This is a genomic window from Massilia brevitalea (genome assembly GCF_030711405.1).
GTDB classification, from domain to species: Bacteria; Pseudomonadota; Gammaproteobacteria; order Burkholderiales; family Burkholderiaceae_D; genus Telluria; species Telluria brevitalea.
Genome location: NZ_JAULSI010000010.1, coordinates 144,884 through 163,251 on the forward strand (window position 1 = coordinate 144,884; position 18,368 = coordinate 163,251).

Annotated in this window: 18 protein-coding genes and 1 pseudogene; 10 read left to right on the plus strand and 9 right to left on the minus strand. The window is 65.1% G+C overall.

Annotated elements, in window-relative coordinates; translation table 11 throughout:
* Positions 1 to 59: 59 nt before the first annotated feature.
* Together QWL29_RS26760 and QWL29_RS08605 are read left to right on the plus strand one after the other, a co-directional pair.
* A pseudogene (locus QWL29_RS26760) lies at positions 60 to 401 on the plus strand (acyltransferase family protein); the annotation flags it as partial.
* A gap of 49 nt (positions 402 to 450) precedes the next feature.
* Complete coding sequence (locus QWL29_RS08605; protein WP_305822473.1) at positions 451 to 1,086, plus strand: hypothetical protein; 636 nt, start codon at positions 451 to 453, stop codon at positions 1,084 to 1,086.
* Here QWL29_RS08605 and nth read toward each other — a convergent pair.
* Together nth and rsxB are read right to left on the minus strand one after the other, a co-directional pair.
* Complete coding sequence (gene nth / locus QWL29_RS08610) at positions 1,055 to 1,744, minus strand: endonuclease III (RefSeq protein ID WP_305822474.1); 690 nt, start codon at positions 1,742 to 1,744, stop codon at positions 1,055 to 1,057. The two genes, QWL29_RS08605 and nth, sit on opposite strands and share 32 nt — an antisense overlap.
* Positions 1,745 to 1,762: 18 nt before the next feature.
* A complete protein-coding gene (gene rsxB / locus QWL29_RS08615) occupies positions 1,763 to 2,500 on the minus strand; it encodes an electron transport complex subunit RsxB (protein WP_305822475.1) in 738 nt (245 codons plus the stop codon).
* A gap of 146 nt (positions 2,501 to 2,646) precedes the next feature.
* Here rsxB and QWL29_RS08620 point away from each other — a divergent pair, with 146 nt between their 5' ends.
* A complete protein-coding gene (locus tag QWL29_RS08620; protein ID WP_305822476.1) occupies positions 2,647 to 3,051 on the plus strand; it encodes an RcnB family protein in 405 nt (134 codons plus the stop codon).
* A gap of 68 nt (positions 3,052 to 3,119) precedes the next feature.
* Entirely contained in the window at positions 3,120 to 3,323 is a 204-nt protein-coding gene (locus QWL29_RS08625) for a hypothetical protein (protein ID WP_305822477.1), read from the plus strand.
* 281 nt (positions 3,324 to 3,604) lie between these two features.
* Here QWL29_RS08625 and QWL29_RS08630 read toward each other — a convergent pair whose 3' ends face one another.
* From QWL29_RS08630 to QWL29_RS08650, 5 genes are all read right to left on the minus strand, one after another.
* Positions 3,605 to 4,840, minus strand: a complete 1,236-nt coding sequence (locus QWL29_RS08630; protein ID WP_305822478.1) for a polyhydroxyalkanoate depolymerase — start codon at positions 4,838 to 4,840, stop codon at positions 3,605 to 3,607.
* Between the two features lie 255 nt (positions 4,841 to 5,095).
* Positions 5,096 to 6,193, minus strand: a complete 1,098-nt coding sequence (locus QWL29_RS08635) for an NAD(P)/FAD-dependent oxidoreductase (protein WP_305822479.1) — start codon at positions 6,191 to 6,193, stop codon at positions 5,096 to 5,098.
* Between the two features lie 149 nt (positions 6,194 to 6,342).
* Positions 6,343 to 6,666: a ferredoxin FdxA gene (fdxA, locus tag QWL29_RS08640; RefSeq protein ID WP_290425552.1), complete on the minus strand. Its 324-nt coding sequence runs from the start codon at positions 6,664 to 6,666 to the stop codon at positions 6,343 to 6,345.
* A gap of 247 nt (positions 6,667 to 6,913) precedes the next feature.
* A complete protein-coding gene (locus QWL29_RS08645; protein ID WP_305822480.1) occupies positions 6,914 to 7,195 on the minus strand; it encodes a protealysin inhibitor emfourin in 282 nt (93 codons plus the stop codon).
* A gap of 10 nt (positions 7,196 to 7,205) precedes the next feature.
* Positions 7,206 to 8,783, minus strand: a complete 1,578-nt coding sequence (locus QWL29_RS08650) for a gluzincin family metallopeptidase (protein WP_305822481.1) — start codon at positions 8,781 to 8,783, stop codon at positions 7,206 to 7,208.
* 153 nt (positions 8,784 to 8,936) lie between these two features.
* Here QWL29_RS08650 and QWL29_RS08655 point away from each other — a divergent pair, with 153 nt between their 5' ends.
* Positions 8,937 to 9,218 (plus strand): polyhydroxyalkanoic acid system family protein, encoded by a 282-nt coding sequence (locus QWL29_RS08655; RefSeq protein WP_229437853.1) that lies wholly within the window; start codon positions 8,937 to 8,939, stop codon positions 9,216 to 9,218.
* A 58-nt stretch (positions 9,219 to 9,276) separates the two neighbouring features.
* On the opposite strand, the gene QWL29_RS08660 is transcribed toward QWL29_RS08655, so the two are convergent.
* Both QWL29_RS08660 and QWL29_RS08665 read right to left on the minus strand, forming a co-directional pair.
* Complete coding sequence (locus QWL29_RS08660) at positions 9,277 to 9,531, minus strand: acyl-CoA-binding protein (protein WP_305822482.1); 255 nt, start codon at positions 9,529 to 9,531, stop codon at positions 9,277 to 9,279.
* A 391-nt stretch (positions 9,532 to 9,922) separates the two neighbouring features.
* Positions 9,923 to 10,279 (minus strand): FKBP-type peptidyl-prolyl cis-trans isomerase, encoded by a 357-nt coding sequence (locus QWL29_RS08665; RefSeq protein WP_305822483.1) that lies wholly within the window; start codon positions 10,277 to 10,279, stop codon positions 9,923 to 9,925.
* A gap of 163 nt (positions 10,280 to 10,442) precedes the next feature.
* Here QWL29_RS08665 and QWL29_RS08670 point away from each other — a divergent pair, with 163 nt between their 5' ends.
* The 5 genes from QWL29_RS08670 to QWL29_RS08690 all read left to right on the plus strand — a co-directional run bounded on the left by QWL29_RS08670 (position 10,443) and on the right by QWL29_RS08690 (position 18,303).
* Complete coding sequence (locus QWL29_RS08670) at positions 10,443 to 11,294, plus strand: EI24 domain-containing protein (protein WP_305822484.1); 852 nt, start codon at positions 10,443 to 10,445, stop codon at positions 11,292 to 11,294.
* Positions 11,295 to 11,438: 144 nt separating this feature from the next.
* Entirely contained in the window at positions 11,439 to 11,606 is a 168-nt protein-coding gene (locus QWL29_RS08675; protein ID WP_305822485.1) for a hypothetical protein, read from the plus strand.
* 20 nt (positions 11,607 to 11,626) lie between these two features.
* Positions 11,627 to 14,881, plus strand: coding sequence for a transglycosylase domain-containing protein (locus tag QWL29_RS08680; RefSeq protein WP_305822486.1), 3,255 nt, complete (start codon positions 11,627 to 11,629; stop codon positions 14,879 to 14,881).
* Positions 14,878 to 16,284, plus strand: a complete 1,407-nt coding sequence (locus tag QWL29_RS08685) for a TAXI family TRAP transporter solute-binding subunit (RefSeq protein ID WP_305822493.1) — start codon at positions 14,878 to 14,880, stop codon at positions 16,282 to 16,284. Before QWL29_RS08680 ends, QWL29_RS08685 begins: the two co-directional genes overlap by 4 nt.
* Positions 16,285 to 16,341: 57 nt before the next feature.
* Positions 16,342 to 18,303 (plus strand): CocE/NonD family hydrolase, encoded by a 1,962-nt coding sequence (locus tag QWL29_RS08690; RefSeq protein ID WP_305822487.1) that lies wholly within the window; start codon positions 16,342 to 16,344, stop codon positions 18,301 to 18,303.
* Positions 18,304 to 18,368: the final 65 nt, after the last annotated feature.

Genomic DNA, 18,368 nt, shown 5'->3' on the forward strand with positions numbered 1-18,368 from the left:
TCCTCGACCGCATCCGCGTCGTCCTGACCGCGCTGGTGATCCTGCACCATGCCGCAATCATGTTCGGCGCGCCCGGTGGCTGGTACCTGATTTATCCCGCTCACGGCGTGGCGGAAAAGCTGCCGTTCGCCGCCTTTGTATCGATCAACCAGGCCTTTTTCATGGGCTTTTTCTTCCTGCTGTCCGGCTATTTCACCGCGCTATCCTACGAACGCAAGGGCGCCGCGCGTTTCGCCCGCGACCGCCTGCTGAGGCTGGGCATTCCCTTGCTGGTCTACGGCTTCGTACTGGGGCCGCTGACGGTGGCCCTGGCCGACCTGCGCGAAGGTCATCCCCTCCTGTCAAACTGGGCGGCGATGACGGCGGCGCTGCGCTTCGAGATCGGCCCGCTCTGGTTTGCCTGGGCGCTGCTGCTGTTCAGTGCAGCCTACCTGCTGTGGCGCCGGTTGCGTGGCGGCGCCGGCCTCGGCGCATGGGAGCCCGCCCAGCCGGCGCACCTTGCTGCTGGCCGCCCTGGTCACTGGCGCCGTTGCCTTCCTGCTGCGCCTGCTGGTGCCGGTGGGAGAAGAGCGCCTGGGCCTGCAGGTCGGCTATTTTGCGTCCTACAGCGTGCTGTTCGCAGGCGGCTGTGCCATGGCTGGCAGCCGCTGGATCGAGCGGGTCGGCCCGCAGCAGGCCGGGCGCTGGCCGCTGGCGGCGCTGCTGGTGGCGCCGCTGCTGTTCGTCTATGGAGTCTACGTGAGCCTGGTGCAGGGCCAGCCCTTCGAGACGGCGGGCGGCTGGACCCTGCCAGCGCTGGCCTACGCGTTCTGGGAACCTTTTGTTGCCTGGGGCATCATCCTCGCGATGCTGATGCGCTTCCGGCGCGCAGGCACTTCCTCGCCGCGCTGGCTGCCCTGGGCGGGGCAGGCCTATGCCGCCTACATCCTGCATCCGCCGCTGCTGACGGCGACCGGCCTGCTGGTGGCAGCGCTGCCGCTGCCGAACATGCTGAAGTTCGCGCTGGCCGGCGTGGTTGGCGTCATTGCCAGCTTCCTGCTGGCGCGCCTGGCGCTCAGGCTGCCGGGAGCGCGATCGATTCTGTAACGCCGGGGGCGATGATGCCGTCCGGCGTCGGCGTCTTGTCGCGGAACTCGCACAAGTCGTTGATGATGCAGTTCCAGCACTTCGGGCGGCGCGCCACGCAGGTGTAGCGGCCGTGCAGGATCAGCCAGTGGTGGGCATCCTGCAAGAAGTCCTTGGGCACGAACTTCAGCAGCTTCATTTCGACTTCGTCGACGTTCTTGCCCGGCGCAATTTTCGTGCGGTTCGAGACGCGGAAGATGTGGGTGTCGACCGCCATGGTCGGCTCGCCGAAGGCCGTGTTCAGCACCACGTTCGCCGTCTTGCGGCCCACGCCGGGCAGGGCTTCGAGCGCCTCGCGCTGGCGCGGGACTTCGCCGCCGTGCTGCTCGACCAGGATCTGGCAAGTCGCCATCACGTTCTTGGCCTTGGTGTTGTACAGGCCGATGGTCGCGATGTAGCTCTTCAGCTCGTCGATGCCGAGGTCGAGGATCTGTTGCGGGGTGTTCGCCACCGGATACAGGCGGCGCGTGGCCTTGTTCACGCCCACGTCCGTGGACTGCGCCGACAGCAGCACCGCGATCAGCAGTTCGAACGGCGTCGTGTATTCGAGTTCGGTGGTCGGATGCGGGTTGGCGGTGCGAAAGCGGGTAAAGATCTCGAGGCGTTTGGCGGGATTCATCGCGCAGTTTTTCTTCGCTCAGTGCTTGTTCGAATCGGGTGGCGTGGCCTCTGGCGGGGCCGTGCCGGGAGTTGCTGCAGCGCGCTGACGGGCGCGTTCCATGGCGGCGGCGATGATGGCGCGCTTGCGCTCTTTCTCGGCCAGTTCTTCCGGCGTGTTCGTGACTTCCGCCGTCACCGCGCGCATCTTCTCCAGCGCCTTGGCCGCCAGGCGCGCATCGTTTTCCTCGCGTTCGCGCTGCAGGCGCAGGGTGCGGAAATCGTGGCGCGCGCGCGCCGCGTCCGCCGCTTCCTGCGACCAGGCGGCCCAGCCGGTGGTCTCGGTCACCGGCACCATGCTGATGCAGTCGACCGGGCAGGGCGCCACGCACAAGTCGCAGCCGGTGCACAGGCTAGTCAGGATGGTGTGCATCTGCTTGGCGGCGCCCATGATGGCGTCCACCGGGCAGGCCTGGATGCACAGGGTGCAGCCGATGCACAGGCCTTCGTCGATGAAGGCAACCGGGCGCGGGCGTTCGATGCCGTTGGCCGGGTTGATCGGAATGACAGGGTGGCCGGTCAGCGAGGCCAGGCGCCGCACGCCCTCGATGCCGCCGGGCGGGCACTGGTTGATCGGCGCTTCGCCGTTCGCGATCGCCTCGGCATAGGGCCGGCAGGCCGGGTAGCCGCACTTGGTGCATTGCGTCTGCGGCAGCAGGTCTTCGATCTGGTCGGCAAGAGTCTTGGTCACGGTGATGCGGCGGTGTAAAGCCGTCATTATCCGATAAAAGCGCGGAGGGCGCGACCGGGGCTTGCTGTTTCATCCAGTACGTGGTGCAGCGTACAGAGCCGTTGCGGCCCCCATGGCTTACTGGCGGTACAGGCTGCGCGTCGACGCGCGCCATCTTTCAAGGAGGAAAAAACATGAACAAACGCCTCATCGCCAAGAGCATGATCGCACTGATGCTGGCCGCTAACGCGCCGGCATTTGCCCAACACAACGACCGTCACGACCGCCGTGACGACCGCCGCGAATATCGCGATGACCGCCGCGACGATCGCCGCGACCACCGCGATGCGCGCCGCGACGACCGCCGTGATCACCGCGACGACCGCCACGCCCGCCGCGGCGCCGGCCCGCGCCACGACCTGTACCGCGGCAACCGCTTGCCGTCGAACTACAACCACCGCCAGTACGTGGTGGACAACTGGCGCTCGCACCGCCTGAGCGCGCCGCCGCGCGGCCATCACTGGGTGCAGGTGGGCAACGACTACGTGCTGGCGGCGATTGCCACCGGCGTCATCGCCAGCGTCTTGCTGGGTAATTGAGTGGTTGGCGGGGACGCCAGCCCGCCGACGCGGGGGAAGTCTCTCCAGCCTGTTTTTAGGAGAATGAAATGACTGAATGGATTGTCGCGCCCTTGCTGGCCGCCGACCCCACCTCGCGGCCGGTGTACCGGCCCGAGGAGAGCGACGCTGCCGCCGCGGCCAAACCCGAACCTGCCGCCGACGACCGCCGCGGCGCCGACCGGCGCGAGCAGCATATCGACACGGACGACGATTTCGCGCGGGGCGAGGACCGGCGCGACAGCGCAGCCTGAGTGATTTGGTCGTACGAAAAATGCCGCGGACTTCCGCGGCATTGTTTTTTGGGCGGGGGGGTAATTTCGTAGGGTGGGCACTTGTGCCCACGCGGTCTGAGCTGATGAGCACCCGCAAGGCAAACCAAATGAGTGAACATCCGCTAACGACGGGTTAACTGTCGCATTCCTGCGTCCGATGAGACCGCGTGGGCACAAGTGCCCACCCTACAGAACCAACCCAGCAGTTGGATAAAAAATGCCGCGGAATTCCGCGGCATTTTTATCGAGCGTTAAGCCGTTCAGCCGTGCGCCTTGATGAACTCGCCGATCTTCGGGCAAATGATCTCGCGCCAGCGGCGGCCCGAGAAGATGCCGTAGTGGCCGGCCTTCGGCGCCACGAAGTCGAGTTTCATGTCGGCCGGGATGTTGCTGCACAGTTCATGCGCGGCCTGGGTCTGGCCGGCGCCGGAGATGTCGTCGAGCTCGCCTTCGATGGTGAACAGGGCCACCGTCGTGATGTCCTGCGGACGCACAAGCTTGCCGCCGACTTCCCAGGTGCCCTTCGGCAGGCGGAATTCCTGGAACACGGTCTTGATGGTGTCGAGGTAGTACTCGGCCGGCATGTCGAGCACGGCGTTGTATTCGTCGTAGAACTGGCGGTGGCTCTCGGCCGATTCCTCGTCGCCGCGCACCAGGTGCTGGTAGAACTCGCGGTGCGACTGGGCGTGGCGGCCCGGGTTCATGGCGATGAAGCCGGCGTGCTGCAGGAAGCCCGGATACACCTTGCGGCCGTAGCCAGGGTAATTGCCCGGCACCGCGTAGATCACGGTGTTCTCGAACCACGAGAACGGCTTTTCGGTGGCCAGGTCGTTGACGGCGGTCGGCGACTTGCGCGGGTCGATCGGGCCGCCCATCATGGTCATGGTCTTCGGCAGCTTCGGATCGTTATCGGATGCCATCAGCGCGATCGCGGCCAGCACCGGCACGGTCGGCTGGCACACGGAGATCACGTGGACGTCGGGGCCGAGGGTGCGGATGAAGTCCTGCACATAATAAATATAATCATCTAAGTGGAACGGCCCGGCGGACAGCGGCACCATGCGCGCGTCGACCCAGTCGGTAATGAACACGTCGTGGTCGGGCAGCAGGGCGCGTACGGTGTCGCGCAGCAGGGTGGCGTGGTGGCCCGAGAGCGGGGCGACCACGAGCACGGTCGGCTGGGCCAGCGCGGCAAAGGCCGCGTCCGGCAAGTCTTTCTTGAAATGGCGCAGCTGGCAGAACGGTTTCTCGACGGCGAACTGCTCGACGATCCTGACTTCTTCGCCTTTGATGGTGGTGGTGTCGATGCCGAAGGCCGGTTTTTCGTAGTCCTTGCCCAGGCGGTACATCAGCTCGTAGCCGGCGGCGATACGTTGGGAGAAGGGGGTGTGGGCGAAAGGGGAAACCGGGTTCGAGAACAACTTCGACGACGCATCCGCCCATTGCATCAGCGGGGTCAGGAAGGAGCGTTGCATCTCGTGCAATTGGTAGAGCATAGTAATCCTTCTTCGATGAAGCATTCGCTGCGCCGGGACGCCCGATGACGCCTGCCGTGCACGAATTTTGATCAAATCATTATAGGGTTAAATGGTTGGCGGGTGGAAATTTCCCGCACCATCGTGCGAATTTGATCTGTGCTTAGAAGGTTTATAGCACCGTTTTTTGGGGGCCGTCCGTGATGCGCCACACATAAAAACAAATGCCCCGGCTAACCGGGGCATTGTGGTTTTTGCGTAACTGAGCCGAGAATCTTAGTCGAAAACCGGGGTCTCGACACCGAGGATCTTGTGCAGTTTCGGCGAGGTCGTCGTGTACTGCATGTGGATCTTCTTGTCCGGGAAGATGTACGGCGCGGCGCCGAAAGCGGCCAGCGCGGCTTCGTGGAAGCCCGACAGGATCAGCTTTTTCTTGCCCGGGTAGGTGTTGATGTCACCCACGGCGAAGATGCCCGGCACGTTGGTTTCGAACTTCTCGGTGTCCACGACCTTCAGCTGCTTGCGCTCGATGTCCAGGCCCCATTCGGCGATCGGACCCAGCTTTGGCGACAGGCCGAAGAAGACCATCAGCATGTCGAGCGGCACGCGGCGGGTCACGCCGTCGGCGCCGGTGACTTTCACCTCGCTCAGCTGGCCGTCTTTTTCGTCGTAGCCGGTGACCTGGCCGGTGATCAGCTGCATTTCGTATTCGTCGCACAGCTGCTTCATCTTGGCGACCGAAGCCGGCGCGGCGCGGAAGTCGTCGCGGCGGTGCACCAGCACGACCGATTCGGCCTTGCCGACGAAGTTCAGGGCCCAGTCCAGCGCGGAGTCGCCACCGCCGCAAATGACGATGTTCTTGCCTTCGAAGATGCTCGGGTCCTTGACGCGGTAGTGCAGCTGGCTGTTCTCGAACTTCTCGATGCCCTCGACCTTGATCGTGCGCGCCTGGAAGGAACCGACGCCGGCGGCGATGAAGATGGTCTTGGTGATGAACTGGGTGCCGGTCGAGGTTTCGACGTTGAAGCGGCCGTCTTCGCGGCGCTGCACGGTGGTGACTTCCTGGCCCAGGTGGAAGGTCGGCTCGAACGGCTCGATCTGCTTGAGCAGGTTGTCGGTCAGTTCCTGGCCGGTGCACACGGGCACGGCAGGGATGTCGTAGATCGGCTTGTCCGGGTACAGTTCCACGCACTGGCCACCAACGGCCGGCAGCGAATCGATGACGTGGGCCTTGATCTCGAGCAGGCCGAGTTCGAAGACCTGGAACAGGCCGACCGGGCCTGCGCCGATGATGACGGCGTCGGCGTCGATGGCGCCGGCGAACGAGCTGTTAGGGGCGATGCTGCCCGCATCGTGGGTGGCACTGATAGTCATGCGCTAAATCCTGTTGATTTTTGAAAGAGGGGCGGTGACGCGATGGCCGCTAGTGTGCCATGGATGACGCGAAACTGCCGGCGAGGATGGAAAAACGGCGCCAGGCGACGGCGGCCCGCAGCGGCCGACGCGTCACCGGTCTCAGTCTTTCATCGTGCCAGCTGGTCGAGCTTGCTCGTGACGTCTTTCCACTCTTCGGCGTCGGGGAGCGCCGGCTTGGTCTTGGTGATCGAAGGCCAGAAGCGCGACAGATCGGCATTGATCTTGATGAATTGCTGCTGGTCGCCCGGCACGTCTTCCTCGGCATAGATCGCATTGACCGGGCATTCGGCCACGCACACGGCGCAGTCGATGCACTCGTCGGGGTCAATCGCGAGGAAATTCGGGCCTTCCCGGAAACAATCGACCGGGCATACATCGACGCAGTCGGTATACCGGCAGCGGATGCACGATTCGGTGACAACGTGGGTCATAACAGTCCTATCTATGGTGGGGTGACGCAGCGTCAGCGCGCAGGGGGGAGCCGCCGACTGGCAAAGCACTGTATTTTAGGGCAATTCGGGTTTTCCGACAAATTGGGTTTAGACACAATATACATAAGCAAATGTGTTGCCCAAGCTTGGGTTCGCCGTGGAAATGATGGGCCAGGGCATGGCCCGCGGCGTTTCCCGTACGGTGGGGGGTATTGAAGCCCCCGGCTTCGATACCCCCACCGTACGGTCACGCCGCTGCCTGCAAATGCCCCAATAGGGTAGCCCACCCCGTCGCCCCGAGCGACCCATCGTCGCTCAGCACCACCGTATGCCTGCGCCCGCCATCCTCTACCGTGATTTCCCAGCGCGGTAGATCCGCCCCCACCGTGCACATTGGCGCCGCCCCGAAAAAATCCACCTGTTGCAGCAGCGCCTCGACCGACCCGCCATCCGCGCGGCAGGCCGTGTCGAGCTCGAAGCATTGCCCGCCGCCGGCAAACCCGCCTTCCTGCTTCGCCGTGATCTTCATGGCGCGTGTGTTACGAGGACGTCGCCGTGCCGTCGTCCAGCACCGGTTCCTCGCCCGCCGGGCCATTGCGCCCGCGCTCGGCGCACCAGCGCGCCAGGGCCTGGGCTTCGGCGTCGAGCAGGCGCTCGATGTTGTAGTACTCGGCCAGGTTCATGGTGCCGCAGCAGGCGCGCCGGTCCTGCTGGGCGCCGGGGGCGTCGCACACGCCAGCCGCCAGGCGCACGTGCACGCGGCAACTCGGGGCCATCGGCTTGCCGGGCAGTTCGGCGTCCATCGGCGGTACGCCATCGGGCATCGGGGTCGGCGGCTCGGCGGTTTCCGGCGCCGCCTCATTGGGCGAACCGCTGGCCGCATCGTTGGCAACCTCGGGCTGGCCCACCACTTCGCGCACCGTGAACTGCTGGCGGATCGATGCCGTATAGCTCTCCGGCTTGCCGTCCTCGAGTGCCAGGCGCAGCATCTCGTTGACGACGTCGGCATAGGTGGCGGCGATGTCCGGCGCGGCAATCAGCGCGCGCAGCACCAGCCCGCGCAGCCAGGACGCCACCCGGTGCAGCACGGCCGCGTCGTCTTCCAGCGCCGGGTTGCGCTCGATCGCAAACAGATCGGCCAGGATGTCGTACACGCCGCCGGTAAACACCTGGGAAATCGCATGCACCTGGGTGCCGGCCTGGGACAGGGTCAGGTCGTTGTCGGCATTTCTCAGCCCGGTGGTGCTGCCGAGCGCCAGGCCGAATTGCTCGGCGATGTCGGCCAGGAAGGTTTTATCGTGCAGGCGCGCCTTGGTCTGGGCCACCACGGCTTCGCACTGGTCGAGCTGGGACAAGGCCAGGAAGATCGCCGTCAGGTCGCCGAAGGATTCGTGCAGGCCGCCGGTCTGGGGTGGCGAATCGGCCAGCAGCCAGTAGGGTTTCAAGCCATCCAGCACGGCATGCCCGGTCTCGTGGGCGACGATGTCGAACGAGCGGCAGGTGAACACGCGCTCGGCCTGGCCGCTCGGCACGAAGTCGCCGAACTTCAGGCAATGCTGGGTACGGCTGTAGAAGGCGTTCATTACGTTCGGCAAGCCATAGGGGAAGACTTGCAGCGGCGCCGTGTCGATGCTGCTCTTCCATTGCCAGGGCAGCGGCATCGCGGCGCCGCTCGAGGACAGCGAGCGCTGGTACATGGTCAGCGTCTGGCGCACCACGGCAAAGGTGTGGACGGCGTCGAACTGGGGCGTGTCGGGCATGGTGACGAAGTCGCCAAAGGCATTCGGCTCGACCGCGTCGATGCCCGGCATGCCGCTGGCGATGCGCGCATCGCGCGGGCCGGCCAGCACGATGCCGGGCAGGAAAGCCTTGCGCGTGCCCATGTCCAGCACCGAAGGGTCCTGCTTCCACATCAGCACGCGCGCACCGAACGCGTAGGGCGGGGGCACCTCGGATGCCGGTTCGCCGGCGCCGCGCGGGGCGCCAGGCTGGTCGAGCAGCTGCGCCGCCTTGCGGTGCTGGCGGTAGGCTGCGCTCGGCGTGGGGATGAAGGCGACCGGGGGCTGGTCGCGTTCGGTCGTGATCGGGTCGTCCGGCAGCAGGGCTCGTTGTTCCATGGTGCATCCTCGTGTGGTTGCGTTAGCGCAGACCATACTCGGCCCCTGCCGTGTTTAGGTCTTGACCGAGATCAATTGCAAGGCGGACTGGCACGAGCGCGATGCAACTGGCATCATGGCGGGCTGTTGCGTTTATATGAGGAAGGAAATCGGATGGCCGACATTCACATCGTCCAGGAACACAGCCTGAGCCCGGAAAAGGCGCGCGCGGCGGCGCAGCAGGTGGCGGACAAGGTTGCGGCCGAGTTCGGCATGCAGTGCCGCTGGGACGGCGACGTCTTGCGCTTCGAGCGCAGCGGCGTGGAGGGCGCCCTGACCCTGGAAGAACAGCGCGCGGCGCTGCGGATCAAGCTGGGCTTCCTGATGAGCGCCTTCGGTCCGGCGATCGAGGCCAAGGTGAGCGACAAGATGCGCAAGGTGTTTGCGGCGGCTTGAGCCGAGCTTGCAGTGACGGCGCCTTGCCTGTGCAAGGCGCCGGCGGAACTGTTGAAGATTAACCCTTCAGTTCTTCGATCAGGTCGATGTACTGCTGCATCGCTTCTTCCTGCGAGGTGCCCTTCAGGCCGTCCCAGGCGTCGAACTTGGCGCGGCCGACCATGTCGGTGAAGCCTGGACGCTCGCCGGTGGCGTCGCCGCTCGACGCCTGCTTGAACAGCGCGTAGATCTTCAGCAGGGTCATGTTGTCCGGACGCTCCGGCAGGTTCTTCGAATCGGCCTGGGCCTGGGCGAACTGGTCTTGCAAGCTCATAAAAACTCCTGTTGTCTGGATTGCTGGATGGTGCATTGCCTGAACGGCAAGGCGCGCGGCCATCTTAGCGTACAGGGTGGCGTTTCACGTGCTTCTGGCGGGAATTTTAGAGGGGATGCTCGGGGCGGCATGCGGCCGGGGCGGCGTTGATCGCACGATAAATTCAACACCATGTCGCGGCGTCGAGGAGGGAGTAGGGTGGGTTCTCGAACCCACCGCTACTACGGTCGATTGATCGAAAATTCAACCGGTGCAATGGTGGGTTCGAGAACCCACCCTACGCATTACACAGCCAGTTTTCGATTAATCGACCGTGGTACCGCGTGGACACAGGTGTCCACCCTACAAATTCAACAGCAGGTAGGGTGGGTTCTTGAACCCACCGTACAAATTACACAGCCAGCAGCTCGACGTCGAAGATCAGCGTCGCGTTCGGTGGAATCACGCCGCCGGCGCCGCGGGCGCCGTAGCCCAGGCTGGCCGGGATGGTCAGGCGACGCGCGCCGCCGACCTTCATGCCCTGCACGCCTTCGTCCCAGCCGCGGATCACGTGACCGGCGCCCAGCGGGAACTGGAACGGGTCGTTGCGGTCTTTGCTCGAATCGAACTTGGCGCCGGTGCTGCCGTCGTCGTTGCGCAGCCAGCCGGTGTAGTGGACGGTGACGTAGGCGCCAGCCTTGGCTTCGGCGCCTTCGCCGACGACGCTGTCTTCGTATTGCAGGCCGGAATCGGTGGTGGTAGTGGACATGGTTTTCCTTCAGTGTTCAAGTTGAGCGGGGATTGTAGTGCATGGCTAGTCAAAGCGCTATCGAGGGCCAGCCGTGCGGCCAGCGGCCGGGCTCCCCGGATTCTGTCTACAATACGCTTTTGCCATCGGGGAGCGCCGCGAATATGCCAACACCTATGCCAGCATGCTTTCTGAACACGCCACGGAGCGCACCGTGAACGGCATCGCCACCGCCTGGGGCCGCGCCCTGCGCGCGCAGTTCTCGCAGCGCATGATCCTGTTGTCGCTGGTGCCGCTGCTGCTGTCGCTGGCGGTCTGGGGCGCGGTGCTCGGGTTCGGCATGCAGCCTTTCCTCGACTACCTGCATGGCGTGTTCCAGGACTACGGCTGGTTCCAGTCCAGCGGCGGCATGCTGGCCACGCTCGGCCTGGGCGCCCTGACGGCGGTGGTGGTGCCGCTGATGGCCATCATCCTGCTGCTGCCGCTGATGATCGCGAGCGCGCTGCTGTTCATGGGCATCCTCGCCATGCCGGCCATCGAGCGCTACGTCGGCCGGCGCCAGTTCCCGCAGCTGGAACAGAAGGCGGGCGGCAGCTTCGCCGGCAGCGTCTGGATGAACCTGACCAGCGTGCTCGTGTTCGCCGGCCTGTGGCTGATGACGGTGCCCCTGTACGCGGTGCCGCCGCTGGCGGTGCTGGTGCAGGCGGCGCTGTGGGGCTGGGTGACCTCGCGCGTGATGAGCTACGACGCGCTCGCCGCCCACGCCAGCCCGGAAGAACGCCAGGCCCTGATGCGTGCGCAGCGCTGGCCGCTGCTGGCGATCGGCATGGTCTCGGGCGTGCTCGGCGCCATGCCGGGCATTGCCTGGATGGGCGGCGCGCTGCTGTCGGTGGTGCTGTTTCCCTTCCTTGCGATCCTGTCGGCCTGGCTGTATGTGCTGATCTTCCTGTTCACGGGATTGTGGTACCAGTATTACTGCCTGCAGGTGCTCGACAATATGCGTTCAGCAAACATGAGGGCCCAGACCGCCGCCTGAAAATGCGCGTCAAACTATCTACAAAACAACGTCTTGTAGGAAAGTAATACCGATGCTTGTAGGCATTAATGCCGTCTCAATAACTCTGCCGTTGTTTTTTTGCGAAAATAATCTGGGCAGGTCAAATTTGTTGAACAGCGCTACATGGAAGGCCTGTTGGTGTGGTGGAATGATGGCTGTGGCGTGCTGATTTTCGGGCGAATTCCGGAAAAAAAGCGCAGCGCCAGACACGAACTAACAATGACCTCGATCACTCGAACAGACCAGCAGCAAGGATGGCGAGCAGGTTGGCAGGGATTGCAGGAACAATGATTCAAACCGGTTGAGCCATCATGGAAAGTACCCGCCGTTTCAAACGGCCACGTAATGTGTTTCGCGCCGTGCGCATCCTGCGCGGGCGCTCCGACAGCGGCAGCGCCGCGCCCGCCATGGCTGCGGATGCAGCCGAGCAGGACGCGCCGCTGTACGAAAGTTATCCGCACCTGTCGCTGGTCACCGACCCCAAGCAGGACGACATCCCTGGCGATGCCGGCGAGCCCGACAGCGAGGGCGAGCCGCCGAAAGGCCGCGGCTATACCAAGCGTATCCTGCTTGGCCTGGTGCTGGTGGTGGTTGCCGCCGGCGCCGCCTACGCGGTGTACGAAACCCGCACCTCCACGCTGCAGGCGAAGATCTTCGCCGGCATGATGAAGGACGTCAGCTTCCGCATGGAGAAGGGGCCGAGCGACGCCATCCGCTTCCCGGCCGAGAGCCCCTACGATGCCCGCCTCGGCTACTCGCATTTGCCGGCTTTCCTGAGCAAGCTGCACACGCGCGACTATACCGTCGACGCCCAGGCGCGCATGTCGCCGAAGATGCTGGAGCTGGCCGACCGCGGCCTGTTCGCCGCCTACCGCGAAAAGACCCGCGCCGGCCTCGAGATCCTCGATTGCCGCAGCCAGCCGCTGTTCGGCTCGCAGTTCCCCGAACGCCAGTACGCGCGTTTCGACGACGCGCCGCAGCTGCTGGTGCAAAGCCTGCTGTTCATCGAGAACCGCGAGCTGCTCGATCCGGCCTACCCGAAACGCAATCCGGCCGTCGAATGGGACCGCTTCTCGAAAGCCGTGTTCGACAAGACCCTGCATTCGGTCGGCCTGGGCAGCGGCAGCCGCGTGGCTGGCGGCTCCACCCTCGCCACGCAGATCGAAAAGTACCGCCATTCGCCCGAAGGGCGCACCGCCTCGCTCGAAGATAAACTCATCCAGATGGCCTCGGCCACGCTGCGCGCCTACCACGATGGGGAAGACACCACCGGCCACCGGCGCCAGATCGTGCTCGACTACCTGAACACGGTGCCGCTGTCGGCGAAGGTCGGCTACGGCGAAGTGAACGGCATCGGCGACGGCATGTGGGTCTGGTACGGCCGCGACTTCAACAAGGTGTCCGCCGTGCTGAAGGGCGGCATGGACAATCCCGACGCCGTGCTGGCCTACAAGGAAGCGCTGTCGCTGATGATCGCGCAGCGCCGCCCGGCCTACTACCTGGGCGCCGGCGAAGCCGACCTGGAAACGCTGACCAACAGCCACCTGCGCGTGCTGGCGCAGGCCGGCGTGATCACGCCGCAGCTGCGCGACGCCGCCCTGGCCGTCAAATTGCACCCGGCCCTGGGCTCGGGCGTGGAAGCGCCGCCGGCGAATGCCTTCGTGTCGCGCAAGGCCTCGAACGCGGTGCGCAACCACCTCGGCTACCTGCTGGGCGAACCGCGCCTGTACAACCTCGACCGCCTCGACCTGTCGGTGGTCTCGACCCTGGACGCCGAAGCCCAGCAGGCCGTGACGGCCGCGCTGCGCCAGCTGACCAGCGCCGACGCCGCGCAAGCCGCCGGCCTCACCGGCAAGGGCATGCTCGGCAACGGCGACCCGGCGCAAGTGGTGTACAGCTTCACGCTGATGGAGCGCGGCGACAACGTGAATTACCTGCGCGTCCAGACCGATAACTACGACCAGCCGCTCGACATCAACGAGCAGGCCAAGCTCGACCTGGGTTCGACGGCCAAGCTGCGCACGCTGGTGACTTATCTCGACATCATCGACCAGCTGCACCGCCGCTACGAGCCGATGGACCCGAAGACGCTGCGCGACACCCGCATCGATCCGAAGGACCGCCTGAGCCAGTGGGCCGTGGATTACTTCCTGGCGCTGCCGGCGAACGCCGACCGCGGCTTGACCCCGATGCTGGCGGCCGCCATGAGCCGCACGTATTCGGGCAACCCGGGCGAGGGATTCTTCACCGGCGGCGGCTTGCATTACTTTGGCAATTTCAGCAAGCTCGATAACAGCAAGATCATGACCGTGCAGCAAGCGCTGCAGCAGTCCACCAACCTGGTGTTCGTGCGCCTGATGCGCGACGTGGTGCGCTACTACATGTTCCAGCTGCCGGGTTCCTCGGCGGCGCTGCTGGCCGACGCCGACGATCCGCGCCGCGCCGGCTACCTGGCGCGCTTCGCCGACAACGAAGGCAAGACCTTCCTTGCCAAGTTCTGGAACAAGTACAAGGGCAAGACCCCGGACGAAGCGCAGGCGCTGCTGTTTGCCGGCGTGCGTCCGCTCGCCTCGAAGCTCTCGGCCGCGCACCGCACCATCGCCCCGAACGCGACCCTGCAGCAGTTCGGCGGCTTCATCAACGACACGTTGCCGAGCAACGAGGTGGATCAGGAGCGCATCGAGAAGCTGTACGACCAGTATGCGCCGCAGAACATGTCGCTGGCCGACCGCGGCTACGTGGCTTCGGTGCACCCGCTGGAACTCTGGCTGGTGGGCTACCTGCGCGACCATCCGAAAGCCGGCTGGAGCGAAGTGGTGGGCGCCAGCACGAAGGAGCGCCAAGAGGTTTACTCCTGGCTGTTCAAGACCAGCCGCAAGAACGCCCAGGACAAGCGCATCGCCGGCCTGATCGAGGTCGAGGCCTTCCTGAAGATCCACGCCCAGTGGAAGAAGATGGGCTATCCCTTCGATTCGCTGGTGCCGTCGTATGCGACCACGCTCGGCGCATCGGCCGACCGTCCGGCCGCGCTGGCCGAGCTGATGGGCATCATCGTGAACGGCGGCGTGCGCAAACCCGTCGAGCGCATCGATTCGCTGCACTTCGCCAGGAACACGCCCTACGAGACCCTGGTCAAGCGTGCCAACAAGGTCGAGCAGGAAGTGGTGCTGGCGCCGGAAGTGGCGCGCGCCGTGGCCGATGCGATCCGCGGCGTGGTGGCCGAAGGCACGGCGAAACGCGCCAAGACCGCCTTCACCACCAGCGAGGGCAACGTGGTTGCGGTCGGCGGCAAGACCGGTACCGGCGACCAGCGCTTCGACGTCTACGCACGCGGCGGCCGCCTGATCGAATCGCGCTACGTGAACCGTTCGGCCACCTTCGTCTTCAACATCGGCGAACGCTTCTTCGGTTCCATGACCGCCTACGTGCATGGTCCGCAGTCGGAGAACTACGACTTCACCAGCGCGCTGCCGGTGCAGCTTTTGGTGACGCTGGCGCCGAGCCTGATGCCGATGATCGAACCGCCGCAAGGCAGCGTGGCCGCACAGAAGCAGTGCGTGCGTTGAGAGGGGCGACGGCAAGCGAACGCGCGCGCCGGGCCAGCCGGCGCGCCGTCTCCACCATCCGCAGCTTCAGCCTGATCTCGCTGCGCGATTTGCTGGTCGCGTCCGGGCCCACCATCGTGCTGGTGGCGGTGGCCTGCTTCATCGCCTGGCTCGTGGTCGATCCGGCGCCGCCGCGCTCGGTACGCCTCGCAACCGGCCAGGAAAACTCCGCCTACGAAACCTTCGGCAAGCGCTATGCGCAGGAACTGAAGCGCGACGACATCAAGGTCGCCCTGCAGCCCACGCTCGGCTCGAAGGAAAACCTGGAACGCCTGCAGCGCGGCGAGGTCGACATCGCTTTCGTGCAAAGCGGGTCGACCGTCGAAGAAGAAGCCGCCGACCTGGGCCTGGCTTCGCTCGGCAGCCTGTTCACCGAGCCGGTCTGGCTGTTCCTGCGCGAGGATGTGAAAGCGACCAATCTTACCGGCCTGCGCGGCCTGCGCATCAACCTCGGGCCGGAAGGCACCGGCGTGCCGAATTTGTTTCGCCAGATCCTGGCGGTGAACGGCGTCGAGCCGAAGGAACTGACCATTGGCGCGCTGGAGAACACGCCGGCCACCGTCGAACTGCTGGCCGGCCGCATCGACGGCCTGGTATTCAGCTCCGCGCCGGAAGCGCCGCTGATCCAGATGCTGCTGCAAACGCCGGGCATCCGCCTGTTCAACTTTACGCAGGCCGAAGCCTATACGCGGCGCCTGCCTTTCCTCACCCACGTGACCCTGCCGCGCGGGATCGTCGATCTGGGACGCGACATTCCGGCCCAGGACTACCAGTTGATTGCGCCAACGGCCACGCTGGTGGCGCGCGAAGATTTGCATCCAGCCCTGGTCGATCTGTTCGTAAAGGCGGCCGGCGACATCCACGGCGGGGCAGGGTGGTTCCAGCAACAGGGCCAGTTCCCGTCGCCGAAGTACACCGAGATTCCGGTGGCGCAGGAGGCGGCGAAATATTACCGCGACGGCCCGCCGCTGCTGCAGCGCTACATGAGCTTCTGGCTGGCGAATTTGTTCGACCGCCTGTGGGTCGTGGTGGTGGCGCTGGCGGCCCTCGTCATTCCCTTGTCGAAGATCGTGCCGCCGCTGTACGTGTGGCGCGTGCGCTCGCGCGTGTATCGCTGGTACGGCGAACTGCGGGCGGTCGAGCAGGCACTCGAGACGGTGCCGGAGACCCAGCGCAAAGACCATGTGCGCGCAGACCTGGTGCGGCGCCTCGACGACATCGAGATGCGCGTGAACCACATCTCGATTCCGCTCGCGTATGCGGACGAGTTGTACCGCTTGCGCAGCCATATCGACTTCGTGCGCGAGCGGGTGCAGGCCACGCTGGATGGCGAATCCGGCGAGCCTGGCGCGCTGGCAAAGTAACAAGAGGGTCGCGAATCGGATTACACTGGCGGGCTTCGTTCATCCGCAAAGGTCACCATGTTTCGCCGTCCGCTTTCCGTCCTTTCCTTCAGCCTGATGCTGGCCTTCGGCGCCGGCGCGATGCTCCCCGCCAGCGCAGCCGGCCAGGCGGACGCACCTGCCGCCAAACGCAGCATCAAGGACAGCTATACCAAGTACGAATACCGCATCCCGATGCGCGATGGCGTCAAGCTGTTCACGGTGGTCTACGTGCCGAAGGATGCGTCGCAAAGCCATCCCTTCCTGATGCAGCGCACGCCCTACAGCGCCGGCGTGAACGCCCAGGGCGAGCTGCGCTATGGCGTCGACTGGATGCCGGAAGCGATCGGCCCGTCGCGCGAATTCGAGGAAGCCGGCTACATCTTCGTGAAACAGGACGTGCGCGGTCGCTACATGTCGGAAGGGAAGTGGCAGGAGATGACGCCGCACCTGGCGGCCAGCGCCAAGCGCGCGCCGGGCGAAGGCGTCGAGAGCGAGGACATGCACGACACCGTGGCCTGGCTGCTGAAGCACGTCCCGAACAACAACGGTAAAGTGGGAATCTACGGCATCAGCTATCCGGGCTTCTACACGGCGGCCAGCATCATCGACTCGCACCCGGCGATCAAGGCCGCCTCGCCGCAGGCGCCGATCGCCGACCTGTACATGGGCGACGACTCCTATCACGGCGGCGCCTTCATGCTGGCCGCGAACTTCGATTTCTACGCCTCCTTTACCGAAGCGCCAAACCCCGCGCCGCCGCCCAAGTCGCGCGGTGAATTCGACTACGGCACGACCGACGGCTACGACTTCTTCCTGCAGCGCCTGACGCTGGCGAACATCGCCGCCGCCATGAGCCCGGCGCAGCGCACCTACTTCATGCCGAACATCGAGCACGACAGCTATGACAGCTTCTGGCAGACGCGTTCGATCACGCCGCACATGAAGAACGTGAAAGCGGCGGTGCTGACGGTGGGCGGCTGGTTCGACGCCGAGGACCCGCAGGGACCGTTCTCGATCTACGGCGCCATCAAGAAGCACAATCCGGCGGCCAGCAACAGCCTGGTGATCGGGCCCTGGGTGCACGGCGGCTGGGCGCGCGGCGACGGCGCCCGCCTGGGCCATGTGAACTTCGACAGCAAGACGAGCGAGTACTTCCGCAAGAACCTGCAATTTCCCTTCTTCGAACAGCACCTGCGCGGCGTGAAGCCGGCGCGTGCGATTGCCGAGGTCACCGCCTTCGAGACCGGTTCGAACGTCTGGCGCCAGTATTCGGCCTGGCCGCCGGTGCAGGCCAAGGCGCGCACGCTGTACTTCGGCGCTGACGGCAAGCTGGACTGGAAGGCGCCGGTTGCCAGCGGCGCCGGATACGACGAATACGTGGCCGATCCGAAGAAACCGGTGCCCTTCATCGGCTACCCGGCCACCGGCGTGCCGCGCGAGTACATGGTCTCGGACCAGCGCTTCGCCGCCAAGCGTCCAGACGTGCTGGTGTACCAGAGCGAAGTGCTGGAAGAAGACGTGACGATTGCCGGCCCGGTGCTGCCGAAGCTGTTCGTCTCGACCACGGGGACGGATGCCGACTGGGTGGTCAAGCTGATCGATGTGTACCCGGCCGACTATCCGCAGCCGGAAGCCGAGCGCCGCGGCAATGACACGGGTGCGCCGCCGCTGGCGATGGGCGGCTACCAGCAGCTGGTGCGCGGCAACCCTTTACGCGCCAAGTTCCGCAACAGCTTCGAACAACCGGAAGCGCTGGTGCCGAACAAGGTGGAAGCGCTCAGCTATGAACTCGGCCAGGTGAACCACACCTTCCGCCGCGGCCACCGCATCATGGTGCAGGTGCAAAGCTCGTGGTTCCCGCTGGTCGACCTGAACCCGCAGACTTTCACCCGCATTCCGAGCGCGAAACCGGAAGACTTCGTGAAGGCGACCCAGCGCGTGTATCACCAGCCAAATGCGGCGTCGGGCTTGCAGTTGATGGTGATGCCAGCGAATTGAACTGCGCCGTGTGACAGCCGGTAGGGTGGGCACTTGTGCCCACGCGGTCTCACCGGTTGATCATA

What these genes read in the sequence shown, in the direction of transcription:
- nth (WP_305822474.1), bottom strand. Translation starts at nt 1,744, where the DNA reads ATGAATCCCGCCAAACGCCTCGAGATCTTTACCCGCTTTCGCACCGCC.
- rsxB (WP_305822475.1), bottom strand. Translation starts at nt 2,500, where the DNA reads ATGACGGCTTTACACCGCCGCATCACCGTGACCAAGACTCTTGCCGAC.
- QWL29_RS08620 (WP_305822476.1), top strand. Translation starts at nt 2,647, where the DNA reads ATGAACAAACGCCTCATCGCCAAGAGCATGATCGCACTGATGCTGGCC.
- QWL29_RS08625 (WP_305822477.1), top strand. Translation starts at nt 3,120, where the DNA reads ATGACTGAATGGATTGTCGCGCCCTTGCTGGCCGCCGACCCCACCTCG.
- QWL29_RS08630 (WP_305822478.1), bottom strand. Translation starts at nt 4,840, where the DNA reads ATGCTCTACCAATTGCACGAGATGCAACGCTCCTTCCTGACCCCGCTG.
- QWL29_RS08635 (WP_305822479.1), bottom strand. Translation starts at nt 6,193, where the DNA reads ATGACTATCAGTGCCACCCACGATGCGGGCAGCATCGCCCCTAACAGC.
- fdxA (WP_290425552.1), bottom strand. Translation starts at nt 6,666, where the DNA reads ATGACCCACGTTGTCACCGAATCGTGCATCCGCTGCCGGTATACCGAC.
- QWL29_RS08645 (WP_305822480.1), bottom strand. Translation starts at nt 7,195, where the DNA reads ATGAAGATCACGGCGAAGCAGGAAGGCGGGTTTGCCGGCGGCGGGCAA.
- QWL29_RS08650 (WP_305822481.1), bottom strand. Translation starts at nt 8,783, where the DNA reads ATGGAACAACGAGCCCTGCTGCCGGACGACCCGATCACGACCGAACGC.
- QWL29_RS08655 (WP_229437853.1), top strand. Translation starts at nt 8,937, where the DNA reads ATGGCCGACATTCACATCGTCCAGGAACACAGCCTGAGCCCGGAAAAG.
- QWL29_RS08660 (WP_305822482.1), bottom strand. Translation starts at nt 9,531, where the DNA reads ATGAGCTTGCAAGACCAGTTCGCCCAGGCCCAGGCCGATTCGAAGAAC.
- QWL29_RS08665 (WP_305822483.1), bottom strand. Translation starts at nt 10,279, where the DNA reads ATGTCCACTACCACCACCGATTCCGGCCTGCAATACGAAGACAGCGTC.
- QWL29_RS08670 (WP_305822484.1), top strand. Translation starts at nt 10,443, where the DNA reads ATGCTTTCTGAACACGCCACGGAGCGCACCGTGAACGGCATCGCCACC.
- QWL29_RS08675 (WP_305822485.1), top strand. Translation starts at nt 11,439, where the DNA reads ATGGAAGGCCTGTTGGTGTGGTGGAATGATGGCTGTGGCGTGCTGATT.
- QWL29_RS08680 (WP_305822486.1), top strand. Translation starts at nt 11,627, where the DNA reads ATGGAAAGTACCCGCCGTTTCAAACGGCCACGTAATGTGTTTCGCGCC.
- QWL29_RS08690 (WP_305822487.1), top strand. Translation starts at nt 16,342, where the DNA reads ATGTTTCGCCGTCCGCTTTCCGTCCTTTCCTTCAGCCTGATGCTGGCC.